Origin of the sequence: Hartmannibacter diazotrophicus (assembly GCF_900231165.1) — a bacterium.
Lineage (GTDB): Bacteria > Pseudomonadota > Alphaproteobacteria > Rhizobiales > Pleomorphomonadaceae > Hartmannibacter > Hartmannibacter diazotrophicus.
Genome location: NZ_LT960614.1, coordinates 4015874 through 4030483, shown reverse-complemented (window position 1 = coordinate 4030483; position 14610 = coordinate 4015874). Strand labels below are relative to the sequence as shown.

The 14610-nt window shown below is 64.2% G+C and carries 10 protein-coding genes; 3 read left to right on the top strand and 7 right to left on the bottom strand.

The annotated features are described in order from the left end of the window. Positions 1-10: 10 nt before the first annotated feature. Complete coding sequence (gene dld, locus HDIA_RS18785) at positions 11-1747, bottom strand: D-lactate dehydrogenase (RefSeq protein WP_099557559.1); 1737 nt, start codon at positions 1745-1747, stop codon at positions 11-13. A gap of 210 nt (positions 1748-1957) precedes the next feature. On the opposite strand from dld, the gene HDIA_RS18780 reads away from it, so the two are divergent. After that, on the top strand, positions 1958-3631 hold the full coding sequence (locus HDIA_RS18780) for a Na+/H+ antiporter (protein ID WP_099557558.1): 1674 nt from the start codon (positions 1958-1960) through the stop codon (positions 3629-3631). A 239-nt stretch (positions 3632-3870) separates the two neighbouring features. Here the strand turns inward: HDIA_RS18780 and HDIA_RS18775 are convergent, their stop codons facing one another. The 6 genes from HDIA_RS18775 to HDIA_RS18750 form a co-directional block, all read right to left on the bottom strand. Next, positions 3871-5277, bottom strand: coding sequence for an FGGY-family carbohydrate kinase (locus HDIA_RS18775; protein ID WP_099557557.1), 1407 nt, complete (start codon positions 5275-5277; stop codon positions 3871-3873). A gap of 3 nt (positions 5278-5280) precedes the next feature. Beyond that, a complete protein-coding gene (locus HDIA_RS18770) occupies positions 5281-6294 on the bottom strand; it encodes an ABC transporter permease (RefSeq protein WP_099557556.1) in 1014 nt (337 codons plus the stop codon). Further along, positions 6291-7274 (bottom strand): ABC transporter permease, encoded by a 984-nt coding sequence (locus HDIA_RS18765; RefSeq protein WP_099557555.1) that lies wholly within the window; start codon positions 7272-7274, stop codon positions 6291-6293. Before HDIA_RS18765 ends, HDIA_RS18770 begins: the two co-directional genes overlap by 4 nt. After that, positions 7274-8809, bottom strand: coding sequence for a sugar ABC transporter ATP-binding protein (locus HDIA_RS18760; protein ID WP_245883968.1), 1536 nt, complete (start codon positions 8807-8809; stop codon positions 7274-7276). Before HDIA_RS18760 ends, HDIA_RS18765 begins: the two co-directional genes overlap by 1 nt. 225 nt (positions 8810-9034) lie before the next feature. Then, entirely contained in the window at positions 9035-10024 is a 990-nt protein-coding gene (gene rhaS / locus HDIA_RS18755; protein WP_099557553.1) for a rhamnose ABC transporter substrate-binding protein, read from the bottom strand. 54 nt (positions 10025-10078) lie between these two features. Continuing rightward, on the bottom strand, positions 10079-10885 hold the full coding sequence (locus HDIA_RS18750) for a DeoR/GlpR family DNA-binding transcription regulator (RefSeq protein WP_099559007.1): 807 nt from the start codon (positions 10883-10885) through the stop codon (positions 10079-10081). 303 nt (positions 10886-11188) lie between these two features. Between HDIA_RS18750 and HDIA_RS18745 the strand changes: the two genes are divergently transcribed. Together HDIA_RS18745 and rhaI are read left to right on the top strand one after the other, a co-directional pair. Further along, positions 11189-13288 carry a bifunctional rhamnulose-1-phosphate aldolase/short-chain dehydrogenase gene (locus tag HDIA_RS18745; protein WP_099557552.1) on the top strand — a complete coding sequence of 700 codons (2100 nt, stop codon included), beginning with the start codon at positions 11189-11191 and terminating at the stop codon, positions 13286-13288. 12 nt (positions 13289-13300) lie between these two features. Beyond that, positions 13301-14593 carry an L-rhamnose catabolism isomerase gene (gene rhaI / locus HDIA_RS18740; protein WP_099557551.1) on the top strand — a complete coding sequence of 431 codons (1293 nt, stop codon included), beginning with the start codon at positions 13301-13303 and terminating at the stop codon, positions 14591-14593. Positions 14594-14610 lie beyond the last annotated feature (17 nt).

The following is a 14610-nucleotide window of genomic DNA, read 5'->3' as shown; positions in this document are numbered from 1 at the left end:
GGGGCCGCGCCTACTTCCAGTTGGCCAGCTTGGAGGTATGGCCGACCCCGGGGTTGAAGGAATTGGTGGGATCGAGGCTGTGGTAGTGGTCCACCAGCGCAGGCTTTGCGATGTAGAGGTGGCCGACATTGTGCTCTGCCGGGTATTCCGCGCCGCGCGCGTCGAGCAGCTTCCACATCGCATGTTCGATGTCGTCGGGCTTGAAGCCCTTTTTCACGACATAATCCTGATGGAAGACGTGGCAGAAGAAATGCCCGTAGTAGAGCTTGTGGAGGATGCCCTTCGTGATGGCTTCGGGCAGGGTTTCCATCCAGTTCAGCTCGTTGCGCGGCAGGGCGAGGTCGAGGGCGACAATATCCTCGACCTCGCGGTGATGGATCGCCCGGTAGCGGATCGCCGCACCTGCGGCGGCGAAGCGGTGCAGGAACGCCTTTTCGCCTTCCGTCTTCGTGCAGGTGAAATAGGCACCGTTTGCGCTTGGCAGGATGCGAGCCAGATAGGCCTCGGCCTCAGCGATCCCGTCATCGGCCATGCGCAGCATCAGGTGGTGCTCGTAACGCTTGCGGTAGTCATACATACGTTTGGGCAGATGACGCGGGAAGAACGTGCTGCCGAACTGCATGATCCGGTCGGACAGGTCCGCGGGCAGGCCGATCTGGGCGCAGAGGGCGTCGAACCGACCCTTGAGCGCGAACATCAGCGGCAGGCGGTCCGTGCCAAGGATCTCGATCGCGAGAAAAGTGTCCTTGCCGTATTTCTCGGCGATATCGAAGGCGTCGCGGTGGATGTATTCGCCCTCGATCGGCAGGTTCTTGAAGTTGGCAAGGATATGCCGCCGGATCTCTGTCAGTTCGGCAGGATCGTTGGTGCCGATGTAGAATACCTGTGTCCGGTCCTCCTTCGGAAAGGTGTCGAGGCGGACTGCCAGGATCATCACCTTGCCGGCGCTCCCGGCGCTCTCGAACAGCCGTTTCGGATCGGCATTGAATCGCGCCGGGGTCGGCGAGTCGATGTCGCGAACATGGTCCTGATAGCCGTGATCGGAACAGAAGCGGTGCGGGTCGTCCTCGATATCAGCGAGGGCAAAGTCCCCCTTTTCGACGCGGGCGAGGATCGCTTCGGGATCGCCGGCGATCCGGATGCCGAGGTGGTTTATCAGCTCGACCTGACCCTCCGCCGTCACCTGCGCATAAAGCGTCATCTGGGTGAACGCGGGCCCGCGATGGATCAGCGCGCCGCCCGAGTTGTTGCACACACCGCCGAAGACCGATGAGCCGATGCAGGACGAACCGATCACCGAATGCGGGTTGCGGCCAAGCGGCGCGAGCGTCTTTTCCAGCTTGAAGAGCGTCGCACCTGGCAGACAAACAACCTGCGCGCCACCCTTGATGACATGAATGCGGTCCATCCGCAGCGTGCTGATAATGACGATCTCGCGGTCATAGGTGTCGCCGTCGGGTGTCGAGCCGCCGGTGATCCCGGTGTTGGCCGCCTGCATCAGCACGATCTTTCCGGCGGCGACGCAGGCATTCAGCACACGCCACTGCTCGATCAGGCTGCCCGGCCGCACGACGGCAAGCGCCGGGCCCTCGCCGAAGCGGAAGCCCCTGCGGAACCGGCGGGTGCTTGAGGGTTTGGTCAGCACATGGGCCGCGCCAACGATCCGCTTCAGGTCGGCAATCAGCTGGACATTCGCGGCGGGGGCGGCAGGCTGCGGGGCGGTGACGATCGGGCGCGAGAGGGGCATCGGGGTCTCCAGCGAAGTCGGAAGCGGGGCGCGACCCGGCCGGGCGGCTTGGGTCAGACGGCCCGATCGAAATGGTGCATCTGCTATATCCACCCAAGCGCACGGCAGCGCATGTTGGCTGTTGTTGGACTTTGTTGGACGCCTGGACTGCCGCTGGATCGGATCGCGGTTTCAGGCAATCTTCCACGCGTCGCATCCGAGGAGCGCCGCATGGACATCGTCACCAACTCCCTCGTCCTTTTGGCTGCGGTGGTGCTGAGCGCCGGACTCGGCCGGGCCCCCGGGCTGGCGATGCCACGGCCGCTGGTGCAGATCGCGCTCGGCGCCGCAATCGCCGCGGTGGCGCCTCTCGGGTTCACGCTCAATCCTGACGTCTTCTTTCTGCTCTTCCTGCCCCCGCTGCTTTTCCTCGATGGCTGGCGCATCCCGAAAGCCGGGCTGCGGCGTGATCGCGGAACCATTGTCGCTTTGGCCTTCGGACTGGTCTTCTTCACAGTGTTCGGGCTCGGCGTCTTCGTCCATGCGATCCTGCCCGCGGTGCCGCTTTCTGTTGCCTTCGCGCTCGCCGCCGCGGTCTCGCCGACCGATCCGGTGGCGGTTACCGCGATCGCTCAGCGCGTGCCGGTTCCGCCGCGCCTGCTTGCCATCCTGGAGGGGGAGGCGCTGCTGAACGATGCCTCCGGTCTGGTCGCGATGCGCTTCGCCGTCGCCGCGGCGATGACCGATCCGGTCTCGCTATCGCGGGCCGGCCTCGGTTTTCTCTGGCTGGTGGTCGGGGGGCTTGGCATCGGGTTTTGCCTGACCTGGGCCGTGGTCGGGTTGAAGAACCAGGTTTCCCGCCGGCTCGGCGAGGAGGCCGACGCTCAGATTCTGATCAGTCTGCTCCTGCCATTTGGGGCCTATCTGATCGCGGACCGGATCGGCGCCTCGGCCATTCTCGCCGCCGTCGCCGCCGGCCTGGCGATGAGCCGGGCAGAGCAGTCGGGCAAGGCCCTGCCGTTGACCCGGATCCGGCGCGCGGCCGTCTGGACGACGATCGGCTTTGCCGCCAATGGGGTTATGTTTGTCTTGCTCGGGGAGCAACTCCCGGAGCTCGTCGAGAATGCCAGCGCGACCATGCGAAGTCTCGATCACAGGTCTCCCATCTGGCTACTCGTCTACGTGATCGCGATCGGCATTGCCCTCACCGCGTTGCGGTTTCTTTGGGTTTGGGCCTCGCTCCGGCTCGTGCTTTTTCGCGCCCGGAATGGTCTGGGCGCAGCTCATGTCCCGGGGCTGCGGCTGGTTGCGGCAACAGCGCTTGCAGGCGTGCGCGGCGCGGTGACGCTGGCCGGCATTCTCACGCTCCCCTTGAGCGATGCCACCGGCGCACCTTTTCCGGGCCGCAACCTCGTCGTGCTGATCGCCGCAGGCCTCATTCTGATGTCGCTGATCGCGGCGAGCGTCGGCTTGCCGCTCCTGCTCCGCGGGTTGGCGCTGCCGGCTGCAGCGGAGGATGAGGGCGAAGCGGCGGCGCGTCTTGCGGCGGCGCGTGATGCGATCGCGGCTGTCATTCGAACCCGGGACGGCCATGCCAGCGTGGAAGGCGGCCCCGGCTTTCACACGGCGGCAGCGGAGCCTGTCCTGAGCTTTTACGAGCGCCGTATCGCGGGACTGACGGCCGGCATCCCGGGCGCAAGCGATCATGTGAGCAGGCTCGAACATGCGTTTTGGCTCGCGGCAATCCGTGCCGAGCGGCGCACGATCTATGAATGCGCCCGTGCCGGCCGCTTGTCGGATAGCCTTGCCCGGCAGATGGTACGGGAGCTTGATCTGGTCGAGTTGCGCCTTGCGGACAGTGACGATTTGAACCGCCCCGGGATTGCCGGAGGCCGTTTGTCCTAAGTTACGCCGCCATCTCCGGCTCAGCGAGCTTGGCGTAGAAGCGGTCCTCGGCTTCGGCCGGCGGGATATAGCCGATGGGCTCCTGCAGCCGGCGAATGTTGAACCCGTCCACCCGGGTCACTGCCAAACCAGCCGCATGAATTCTGTTCGGCGATAGGGGGGCACTCCACGACGGGGTCAAGTTTGCGCGCTGTTTGACACGGCATCCCCCAACGGATTCCGAATTCGATGAAAATGCTCTAGTCGGACAGGGAAAGCGCAGGTTCGGCATGCGCCCGCCACTGCCGCGCATAATCGGCGAGTTTCATCTCCAGCGGAACAACTGTACCGGTCTGTGAGTGCGCAGAAGATGGCTGGCGGGACGCTGCCAGACCTGCCGCGCCGAGACTGGTTCCGGTTCGCCCGAGACTGGCGAAAACGGGCCGCCCGACGGCCGCACGCAGCATCTTCAGGTAGTCGGCATTGGCGGCGAACGGTCCCTCGGCGATGACCGGACCTGCAGCACCGATGAGGTCGAGGCAGGTCGCGGTCATGAGGGCGAGGTGGTAGGAGAGGGCAAGCAGCCGAGTGCCCGGCGTCAGTGTTTCCTCCGGAACGGTCCAATGCCCCTCGGCGTTCGGAAACGGCCCGGAGCCCTGCGGGACCGAGGGCATCAGCATGACCGCCTCGTGGACGACGCGGGTGCGATCGTCCTCGCTGATCGGGGTGTCGTCTTGCGGTCTCAAGAGCTCATAGCACCGCCCGCCCATGAAGCGGGCTGACGGAACCGGGTCACCGAAGGCATTGACATTGATCAGTGTGTCCCGCACCTCGTCGAGCAGTTTCGCCTCTGCACCGATCGCCATCGAAATGACCCAGGTGCCTGTCGAGACGACGGCGAAGGGTGCCTCCGCCGATTTCAGATGCGGCAGCAGCGAGGCGTTGGAATCGTGGATGCCGCAGAAAACGGGCGTTGCGGGGGAAAGACCGGTGGCATTGGCGACGTCCGGCAAGATGGCACCGAGGACATCGCCGGCCTTGCGCATGGGCGCCATTTTTCCGCGCCAGCGCTCGCGGTCGACGAGCGAGGAATAGTCGCGTTTACCGGGCGCCCAGAGATCCGTGTGGCAGCCCCAGCTCGTCACCTCGGAGGCGAGGACGCCTGTCAGGCGGAAGGCCCAGTATTGCGGATACGGCAGGATGGTCGCCGTCTTCGCAAACTCGTCTGGAAAGCTGGCCTGCAGCCAGAAAAGCTGCGCGCCGATATTGAGGCCGGCGGGGAGGCGCGGTGAGCCGGTCTCGGCAAAGGGCGGGCGAGCAGCCGCATAAGCCTCCGCCAGCGTATCCGGGCCGGCGAACTCATAGTCGAGAACGGGCAGGGCCAGCCCTCCCGTCTCGTCCAGCAGCACGGCCGTCGCGCCATGGGTGGTGATGGAGATGGCGTCGACACCCGCCTCGCGGTTGATCTCGCCAAGCGACGACAGGATGAAGGGCCAGAGGCTCTCGACGTCTGCATGGGGGTAGGGCGCTACATCGACGGGCCTGTTGGGCATGGATCGGTGCAGAAGCTCGGCCCCGGCCTTCAGGTCGACCAGAACAACCTTGGCGTTCGTCTTGCCGATGTCGATGACGGCGACGCGCCGAAGGGCCTTGGGTTCGGAAGGCATGGCTCAGGCGGTCCGGCCAGCAAGGCGCGTCTTCGCTCGCCCATAGAGGATCGGCAGCGCGATCACCCCGATCAGCATCAGGCCGATGAAGATCGACATGACGATGCCGGGAACGTTCAGCAGCCCGAAGCCGAAGGTCACCATGCCCATGATGAAGGCGGCGATCACGACGCCGACGATTGTGCCGGAGCCGCCGAGGATGCTGACGCCGCCGAGAACCACCATCGTCACCACCTCGAGTTCCCAGCCAACGGCGATCGAGGGCCGGGTCGAGCCGAGCCGTGAGGTCAGGCAGACCGCGGCAAGCCCCGACATGACGCCGGTGAGGAGAAAGAGCAGGAATTTCACCCGTCCGACCCGCACGCCGGAGAAGGTGGCGGCGACCGGGTTGTTGCCGATGGCGAGCACGACGCGGCCAAAGCTCGTCATCTGGAGCAGCACCGCGTAGACGACGGCCATGACGGCGAAAAGGACGAATTCGAAGGAAAAGACCCACCAGACGTAACCCTGGCCGAAATAGGCAAAGCTGGCCGGATAGCCCGTGTAGGCCTGATCGCCGAGGACAATATAGGCGATGCCGCGAAAGAGGCTCATGGTGCCGATGGTCACCACGATGGACGGAAGGCAGAGCCCGGTCACCAGAAGTCCGTTGACCGCGCCGCAGGCGAGCCCGGTGGCAAGGCCGATGAGCACCAGCATCGGCGTATCGAAGCCGAGCTGGACGGCAAAGCCCATCGCGGTCGAGGCGAGAGCGATGATGGAGGCGACGGAAAGATCGATCTCGCCGGAAATGATCACCAGCGCCATGGCGAAGGCGATGAGGGCCTTTTCGGTGAAGTTGAAGGTCGCGTCCGAAAGGTTCCATGGATCGAGGAAATAGGGCGAGGCCAGCGAGTTGGCGATGAAGGCGAGGATCGCCACCACGATGAGCAGGCTTTCCCAGCTCTTCAGCCAGCGCGACAGCGGGCTGTGCAGGCGGTCGGGAACGGTCCGGGCAGGCGTTGCGCTGGTCGTCATGTGGCGTGCTCCGCCTTTTTCAGGATCACGCGGCCCGTGCGCCGCTCGCTGCGCGCGTTGACGGCGACGGCGATGATGATGACGGTGCCGGAGATCGCGAGCTGCCAGAAGGGCGAGATGTCGATCACAGGCAGGGCGTTCTTGATGATGCCGAGGAAGAGCGCGCCGAGCACCGCGCCCGGAACCGAGCCGACGCCGCCGGCGATCGAGACGCCACCGATGACGCAGGCGGCAACCACGTCGAGTTCGAAGCCGCCCGCGATGTCGACATAGGCGACCGCATAGCGCGAGACCCAGAGGTAACCGGAAAGCCCCGCCAGCGCGCCCGCCAGCACATAGGCGATGAACTGCGTGCGCCCGACGCTGATGCCGGCATAGACGGAGGCATGCGGGTTGCCGCCGACCGCATAGAAGGCCCGGCCGATGGCCGTGCGTGTAAGCACCACCGCCATGATCACGATGACGACAATTGACATCCAGGAAAGGACGGGCAGGGGGCCGATGTCGGTCCGGGCGAAGGCCTTGAAGGCGTCGCTCATCTCGTGGGCGTTGATCCACGCGCCATCGGTCAGGAGGAAGATCACGCCCCGGAAGATGGTCATCGTGCCGAGGGTGACGACAATCGGCGGAATGTCGACCTTCCAGACGAGGAGCCCGTTGATCGCGCCGAGCAGCGTACCGACCGCGATCGCGACGAGGATGAGCGCAACGACGGGAACGTCCGGCATCGCGGAATTGATCATCGCCGCGACCATGCCGCAAAGGGCCAGATTGGCCGCGATGGAAAGATCGATGCCCTTGGTCAGGATCACCGCGGTCTGCGCGAGCGCCAGGATAATGAGGATCGCCGTGTCGTTGTAGACGTTGAGAAGGTTGCCGGGCGCAATGAAGGCGGGAAACCGTGTCGCGATCAGCGCGACGAGCGCGCCGATGGCGATCAGCAGCAGGAATTCGCGGGATTTGAACAGGCGTTGTGTCATCAGGCGGCCTCCCCGATGCCGGCGGCGGCCCGCACCAGCTTTTCGGCCGACAACTCGTCGCGCTCGAAGGTCGCCGCGATCCGCCCCCCGCGCATGACGATGACGCGGTCCGACATGCCCATGATTTCAGGGATTTCGGAGGACACCATGATGACGCTGAGCCCTTCGCTGGCCAGTTCGCTCATGAAGGCGTGAACGGCGGACTTGGACCCGATGTCGATGCCCTTGGTCGGCTCGTCGAGGATGATCACCTTCGGCTTCGTTGCCAGCCACTTGGCGATCACCACCTTCTGCTGGTTGCCGCCGGAAAGCGTTCCGACCGGCTGGTCGAGCGAGGCGGCGCGAAGGTCGAGACGCTCGGTGTATTCGCGGGCGAGGGAAAATTCCTCGGCAAGGCGCAGGAAGCCGTTCCTCGAGGTGCGGGCGAGCGAGGGCAGCGTCACGTTCTGGAAGATCGGCATCGCACCGATCGCACCCTGCTTGCCGCGCTCCTCGGGCACATAGACGATGCCCTGCCGGATCGCCTCGTCGGGCGAGCGGATGACCGCAATTTCGTCGTCAATGCGCACCGCGCCGGCGGCGGGTTTCGTGACGCCGATGAGCGCCTGCATGAATTCCGACCGCCCGGCGCCGACAAGGCCGTAGAAGCCGAGGATCTCGCCGCGCCTTAGCGTGAAGTTGATGTCCTCGAATTCCGTCGGATGCCGGTATCCGGCGACGGTGAGCACCGGCCCGCCAATTTTGACATCGATCTTCGGGAAGACGGCGCCGACCTCGCGGCCGACCATCAGCCGCACGAGTTCATCCGGCCCCGTCTCGGCGATGAGACCCGCGTCGACCATCTGGCCGTCGCGGAAGACGGTGTAGCGGTCAGCGATGCGGAAGATTTCATCGAACTTGTGGCTGATGAAGAGGATGGCCTTGCCTTCGGACTTCAGCCGCTCCACGAGGTCGTAGAGTTCCTCGATTTCCTTGTGCGAAAGGGCGGCCGTCGGCTCATCCATGATGACGACGCTGGCGTTGACCGAAAGCGCCCGCGCGAGGGCCACGAGATGACGGTTGGCGATGCCGAGGTCGCGCAGGCGGTGTCCCGGATCGATGTTCGCGCCGATGCGTTTCAAAAGCTCCCTGGCGCGGCGGTTCATCTCGCGCCAGTCGATGAGGCCGAAGCGGCCGCGCGGTGCATGGCCTAGAAAGATGTTCTCCGCGACGGACAGCTCGTCGAAGAGCACGGTTTCCTGGTGGATCGCCGTGACACCGGCATCGGCCGCGGCCTGCGCGCTCGGGAAGGTCCGGACCTTGCCGCCGACGCGGATCGCGCCTTCATCCGGCTGGTAGATGCCAGTGAGGATCTTGACGAGCGTCGACTTGCCCGCGCCGTTTTCGCCCACCAGCGCGGTCACCTGCCCGGGAAAGAGGTCGAGCGAGACGTCGCACAAGGCCTTCACACCGGGAAAGCTCTTGGAGATGCCTTCAAGGCTGATCGCCGGAGCGGCGTCGCTGTCGACATGGAGGACTGTCTGTCGCTGCAACACGGGGGCTATCCAGTCGGTTTCGCGTCTAAGTTTGGTTAGGGCGAGGTCGGTTCGCCGTCCGCCTCTGCATTTGCGACGTTCCCGGCCTCTCCGTCGTCATTCCCGCTTTCGCGGGAATGACGACAAAGGGCGTTCGAGGATCAGGGCGAGAGGCGTTTGGCTCCCAAGCGTCCTTGCTGCCGGCCGGCGGTGCGTTCCGCCGGCCGGTCTCGCAATCGCGGCCGATCAGAAGATCTTGGCGAACTCGTCGACGTTGCTGGCGTCGTAGATGAACGGGTCGGACATGGCGCCGGAATTGGTGTCGTCGAGCGTCACCTTGCCGATGCGTCCCATGTTGAGCTCGGCGCTGGGCTTGGCCTCTGCGCCGCCGATCAGGTCGTTGGCGATCATGGTTGCCGCATAGCCAAGGTCGATCGGGTTCCAGATCGCGAAGGACTTGGAGGACCCGGCGTGAACGTGGCCGGCCATTTCGGAGGGAAGGCCGAGGCCCGTGACGTTGACCTTGCCGACCATGCCGGCGTCTTCCACCGCCTGCGCCGCGGCAACGATGCCGACTGAGGTCGGCGCGATGATCGCCTTCAGGTTCGGGTAAGTCTTCATCAGGCCTTCCGCCTCGCGGTAGGACTTGTCGGCGAGGTCGTCGCCATAGACGGTCGCCACCACGTTGATGCCCGGATAGTTCGGCATCACCTTGTTCATCTCGGCGATCCAGGTGTTCTGGTTGGTCGCCGTGGCGGAGGCCGAGAGCACAGCGACGTCACCGCCGTCCGGCAGATTGTCGGCGGCCAGCTTGATGATCATGTTGCCGATGAGGGGATTGGACGAGGGGTTGAGGTGCATCATGCGCCCTTCCGGCGCGACGCCCGAATCCCAGGAAATGACCTTGATCCCGCGCTGCATGGCTTTCTTCAGGGTCGGCACCAGCGCGTCCTGGTCATTGGCCGAGACGGCGATGGCGTCCACCTTCTGGGCGATCAGGGCGTTGATCACCTCGATCTGGCCCTCGGCGGTCGTGTCGGTCGGGCCGGTGTAGATCACCTCGACGTCGCCGAGTTCCTTGGCCGCCTCGTTGGCGCCCTTGGCTGCGGCCTCGAAGAAACCGATGCCGAGCGCTTTGACGACAAGGGCGATCTTCTTGTCGGCGGCCTCGGCCACGTTGACAGTCATGACGGAGGCAACCGCGACGGTTGCCAGCAACAATTTGGCGAGTTTCATCCTTTTTCCTCCCTCTGGCGGGTCATTTGCCCGTTGGCTTTTTGGTTTTTCCTGTCAGGCCGGTTCGCTTCTGACCTCCGGCACACTCTGCGCATCGGCGACAATCAGGCTGCAGCCGGCGTTTTCCAGCATCGCGGCATCGCGGTCCTCGATCCCCGAATCCGTAATGACGGTTGCGATCCGTTTCAGACCGCAGAGAATGAGGCTCGAGCGCTGCCGGAACTTCGAGGAATCGGCCAGAACCACCAGTTCGTCGGCTTGGTCGACCAGCTTCTGCTCCGCCTGGATCAGCAGCGGATCGGTTTCCATCAATCCGAGCGGCCCGAGGCCCTGCGCGCCCATGAACATCCGCCGCGCCCAGAAATTGCGCGTTACGTCATTCTCGAAGGGGCTCAGGATGATGTTCTGCTCGCGGTAGATCACCCCGCCGGAGAGCATCACCGTGTTCTTCGAATGCTTCAAAAGGTGCTCGGCGATCGGGAACGAGTTGGTGAAGACCTGAAGCCGCCGGTTCGCGAGGAAATGCACCATCTGGAAGGTCGTCGTCCCGCCGTTGATGATGATCGACTCGCCATCCTCGCAAAGAGCCACCGCTTCGCGTGCGATCGCCTGCTTTTCCCTCGCGTGCTTGGTTGCATTGACCGAGAAGGGCCGGCCGGCCAGTCCGACGAACTGCGGCGGACTGAGCGCCTCCGCACCGCCGCGCACCCGGCGCAGGCGCTTTTGCACGTGCAGCGCGGCGATGTCGCGCCGGATCGTGGCTTCCGAGCTTTCGGTCAGATCGACCAGTTCGGCGACCGTCACCATCGGCTTTTCCTGGACGGCCGACAGAATGATCCGATGACGCTCACGTTCGTGCATGACACCTCCCATTTCGATCATCTAGGCATCTGTTTCGAGCACTGTCAATCACAAACAATCACTAAATCGCTTTATTGCGCCGCAATATGACTGAAAATGATTGTTTGTGATTGACATGGTGCCATGTTTGGCGGATTTTGGCGGCGTGGAGGGCGGCGGAGACAGAAGCGATCGGCATCGGCCGGTCCATTCGAAGCAAGAAATTCCGCCATGGTTTCAATCTTCCTGGGAGCCGCGATGTCGGCCGGCGTTCTGCCGGTGAGCGACGTCTTGCCGTTCGAACGATCTTGAAGGAATGCAGCGATGCTGACGAGAAATCCGGGTGCCCGTCTTGAGAACCTCTGGGACGAGGCAAGGGCGGCGAGCATGACGGAGGCCGAACGGCTGATCTACCGCTCCAATCTTCTCGGCTCCGACAAGCGAGTCACGAATTACGGCGGCGGCAACACGTCGGCCAAGGTTATGGAAAAGGACCCGCTGACGGGCGGGGAGGTCGAGGTGCTCTGGGTCAAGGGCTCGGGCGGCGACGTTGGCACCATCAAGCGCGACGGCTTTTCGACCCTCTACATGGACAAGCTGCGCGCGCTGAAGGACGTCTACCGCGGTGTCGACTTCGAAGACGAGATGGTCGGCTATCTGCCCCACTGCACCTTCAATCTCAATCCGCGTGCCGCCTCCATCGATACGCCGCTGCATGCCTATGTGCCGAAGCCGCACGTCGATCACATGCACCCCGATGCGATCATCGCGATTGCCGCCTCCGCCAACAGCCGGGAACTGACGCAGAAGATCTTCGGCGACGAGATCGGCTGGCTGCCCTGGAAGCGTCCCGGCTACGAACTGGGCCTCTGGCTTGAAAAATTCTGCCTGGAGAACCCAGACGCGCGCGGCCTCGTGCTGGAAAGCCACGGGCTTTTCACCTGGGGCGACACCGCAAGGGAAAGCTACGAGACGACGATCGAGATCATCAACAAGGCGATCGCCTGGTTCGAGGAAGAAATCACCGGCGAGGTCTTCGGCGGCCAGAAGGTCCCGACGTTGGAGCCCGCCGAGCGCCGCAGCGTCGCGAGCCGCCTGATGCCGGTGATCCGCGGGTTAATTGGGGCAGACGAGGGCAAGCTCGGCCATTTCGACGACAGCGCTGCCGTGCTCGAATTCGTCGGTTCCAATGCGCTGGAGAGCCTCGCGGCGCTGGGCACGAGCTGCCCCGACCATTTCCTGCGCACCAAGATCCGCCCGCTGGTGATCGATTTCGATCCCGCACACCCGGATATCGAGAAGACCGTCGTCGGCCTTCCCGCCGCCATCGAGGCTTACCGGGCGGACTATGCGGCCTATTACGAGCGCTGCAAGCGCGAGACGAGCCCGGCGATGCGCGACCCGAATGCCGTCGTCTATCTCGTGCCCGGCGTCGGCATGATCACCTTCGCCAAGGACAAGGCAACGGCGCGCATTTCCGGCGAGTTCTATGTCAACGCCATCAACGTCATGCGCGGCGCCTCCTCGGTCTCCACCTATTGCGGCCTGCCGGAGCAGGAGGCCTTCGACATCGAATACTGGCTGCTGGAGGAAGCAAAGCTCCAGCGCATGCCGAAGCCGAAGGCGCTTGCCGGCAAGATCGCGCTCGTCACCGGCGGGGCAGGCGGCATAGGCAAGGCAACGGCGGCACGGCTCGCCCGCGAGGGCGCCTGCGTCATGCTCGCCGACATCGACGAGCCGGCGCTGGATGCCGCCAAGGACGAACTCACCTCGGCCTTCGGGGCTGACAACGTGCGCAGCGTCGTCATGAATGTCGTCTCGGAAGACGCGATCGAGACCGGCTACAAGGATTGCATCGTCGAATTCGGTGGCCTCGATATCCTCGTCTCCAATGCCGGGCTGGCATCGTCCGCCCCCATCGAGGAAACCTCGCTGGCGCTGTGGAACAAGAACATCGACATTCTCGCTACGGGCTATTTCCTCGTCTCGCGCGAGGCCTTCAAGCTTTTCCGCACGCAGAAGATTGGCGGCAACGTCGTCTTCGTTGCCTCCAAGAACGGTCTTGCCGCCTCGCCCGGCGCTTCGGCCTATTGCACCGCCAAGGCGGCCGAAATCCACCTTGCCCGCTGTCTGGCCCTGGAAGGGGCGTCGGCCGGCATCCGTGTCAACGTGGTGAACCCGGACGCTGTGTTGCGCGGCTCCAAGATCTGGACCGGCGAATGGAAGGAGCAGCGCGCGGCGGCCTACAACATGGGTGTCGACGAACTGGAGGCGCACTACCGCGACCGCTCGATGCTGAAGCGCAGCGTCTATCCGGAGGACATCGCCGAGGCGATCTACTTCTTCGCCTCCGACATGTCGGCCAAATCGACCGGCAACATCGTCAACGTCGACGCGGGCAACGCCCAGTCCTTCACGCGTTGAGGGCGGGATAAGATGACCAGCATGATTTCCGCCAGCGTGATCGACGCTGACAACGAGGGCCGTCTTGCCGCCCTTCGTACCGACTACGACCGCCTCGGCGAGACACTTGCCCGGCGCGGGATCGCCATTGATGACATCAAGCGGAAGGTCGCGGCCTATGGCGTTGCCATCCCGTCCTGGGGCGTTGGAACGGGCGGAACCCGCTTTGCCCGCTTTCCAGGGGCAGGCGAGCCGCGCGGCATCTTCGACAAGCTGGAAGACTGCGCTGTCATTCACGAACTGACGCGGGCAACGCCGACAGTGTCCCTGCACATTCCGTGGGACAAGGTGGGCGACCTTTCGGCGTTGAAGCAACGCGGCGACGACCTCGGTCTCGGCTTCGATGCCATGAATTCCAACACCTTTCAGGACCAGCCGGGGCAGGGCCGCTCCTATAAGTTCGGCTCGCTGTCGCACACCGACGCGGCAACGCGCGCGCAGGCCGTCGAGCATAATCTTGAGTGCATCGAGATCGGCAAGGCGCTCGGGTCGAAAGCGCTCACGGTCTGGGTCGGCGATGGCTCCAATTTCCCCGGCCAGAGCCATTTCATCCGTGCCTTCGAACGCTATCTCGACGCGATGAAGTCGATCTACGCGGCGTTGCCGGATGATTGGCGCATCTTCACCGAGCACAAGATGTTCGAGCCGGCCTTCTATTCGACCGTCGTTCAGGACTGGGGCACCAACTACCTGATCGCGCAGGAATTGGGGCCCAAGGCATTCTGTCTCGTCGACCTCGGCCACCATGCGCCGAACACCAATATCGAGATGATCGTTGCTCGCCTCATTCAGTTCAAGAAGCTTGGCGGCTTCCACTTCAACGACAGCAAATACGGCGACGACGATCTCGATACCGGCTCGATCGATCCCTACCGCCTGTTCCTCGTCTTCAACGAACTGGTGGACGCGGAGGTGAGCGGAGCCCCGGGTTTCGATCCCGCCCATATGCTCGACCAATCGCATAATGTCACCGATCCGATCGAGAGCCTGATGGTGAGCGCGACGGAAGTTGCCCGCGCCTATGCGCAGGGCCTGCTCGTCGACCGCAAGGCCCTTGGCGGCTACCAGCAGGACAACGACGCTCTCATGGCTTCGCAGACGCTGAAGGCGGCTTTCCGCACCGACGTTGAGCCAATCCTCGCCATGGCACGGCTGGAAAGCGGCGGCGCCATCGATCCGGTCGCCTGCTACCGCGCTAGCGGCTATCGCGCCAAAGTCGCGGCGGAACGCCCGGCGGTCACGAGCGGCGGTGGCGGAATCGTCTGAACGGCAAACGGAGACGG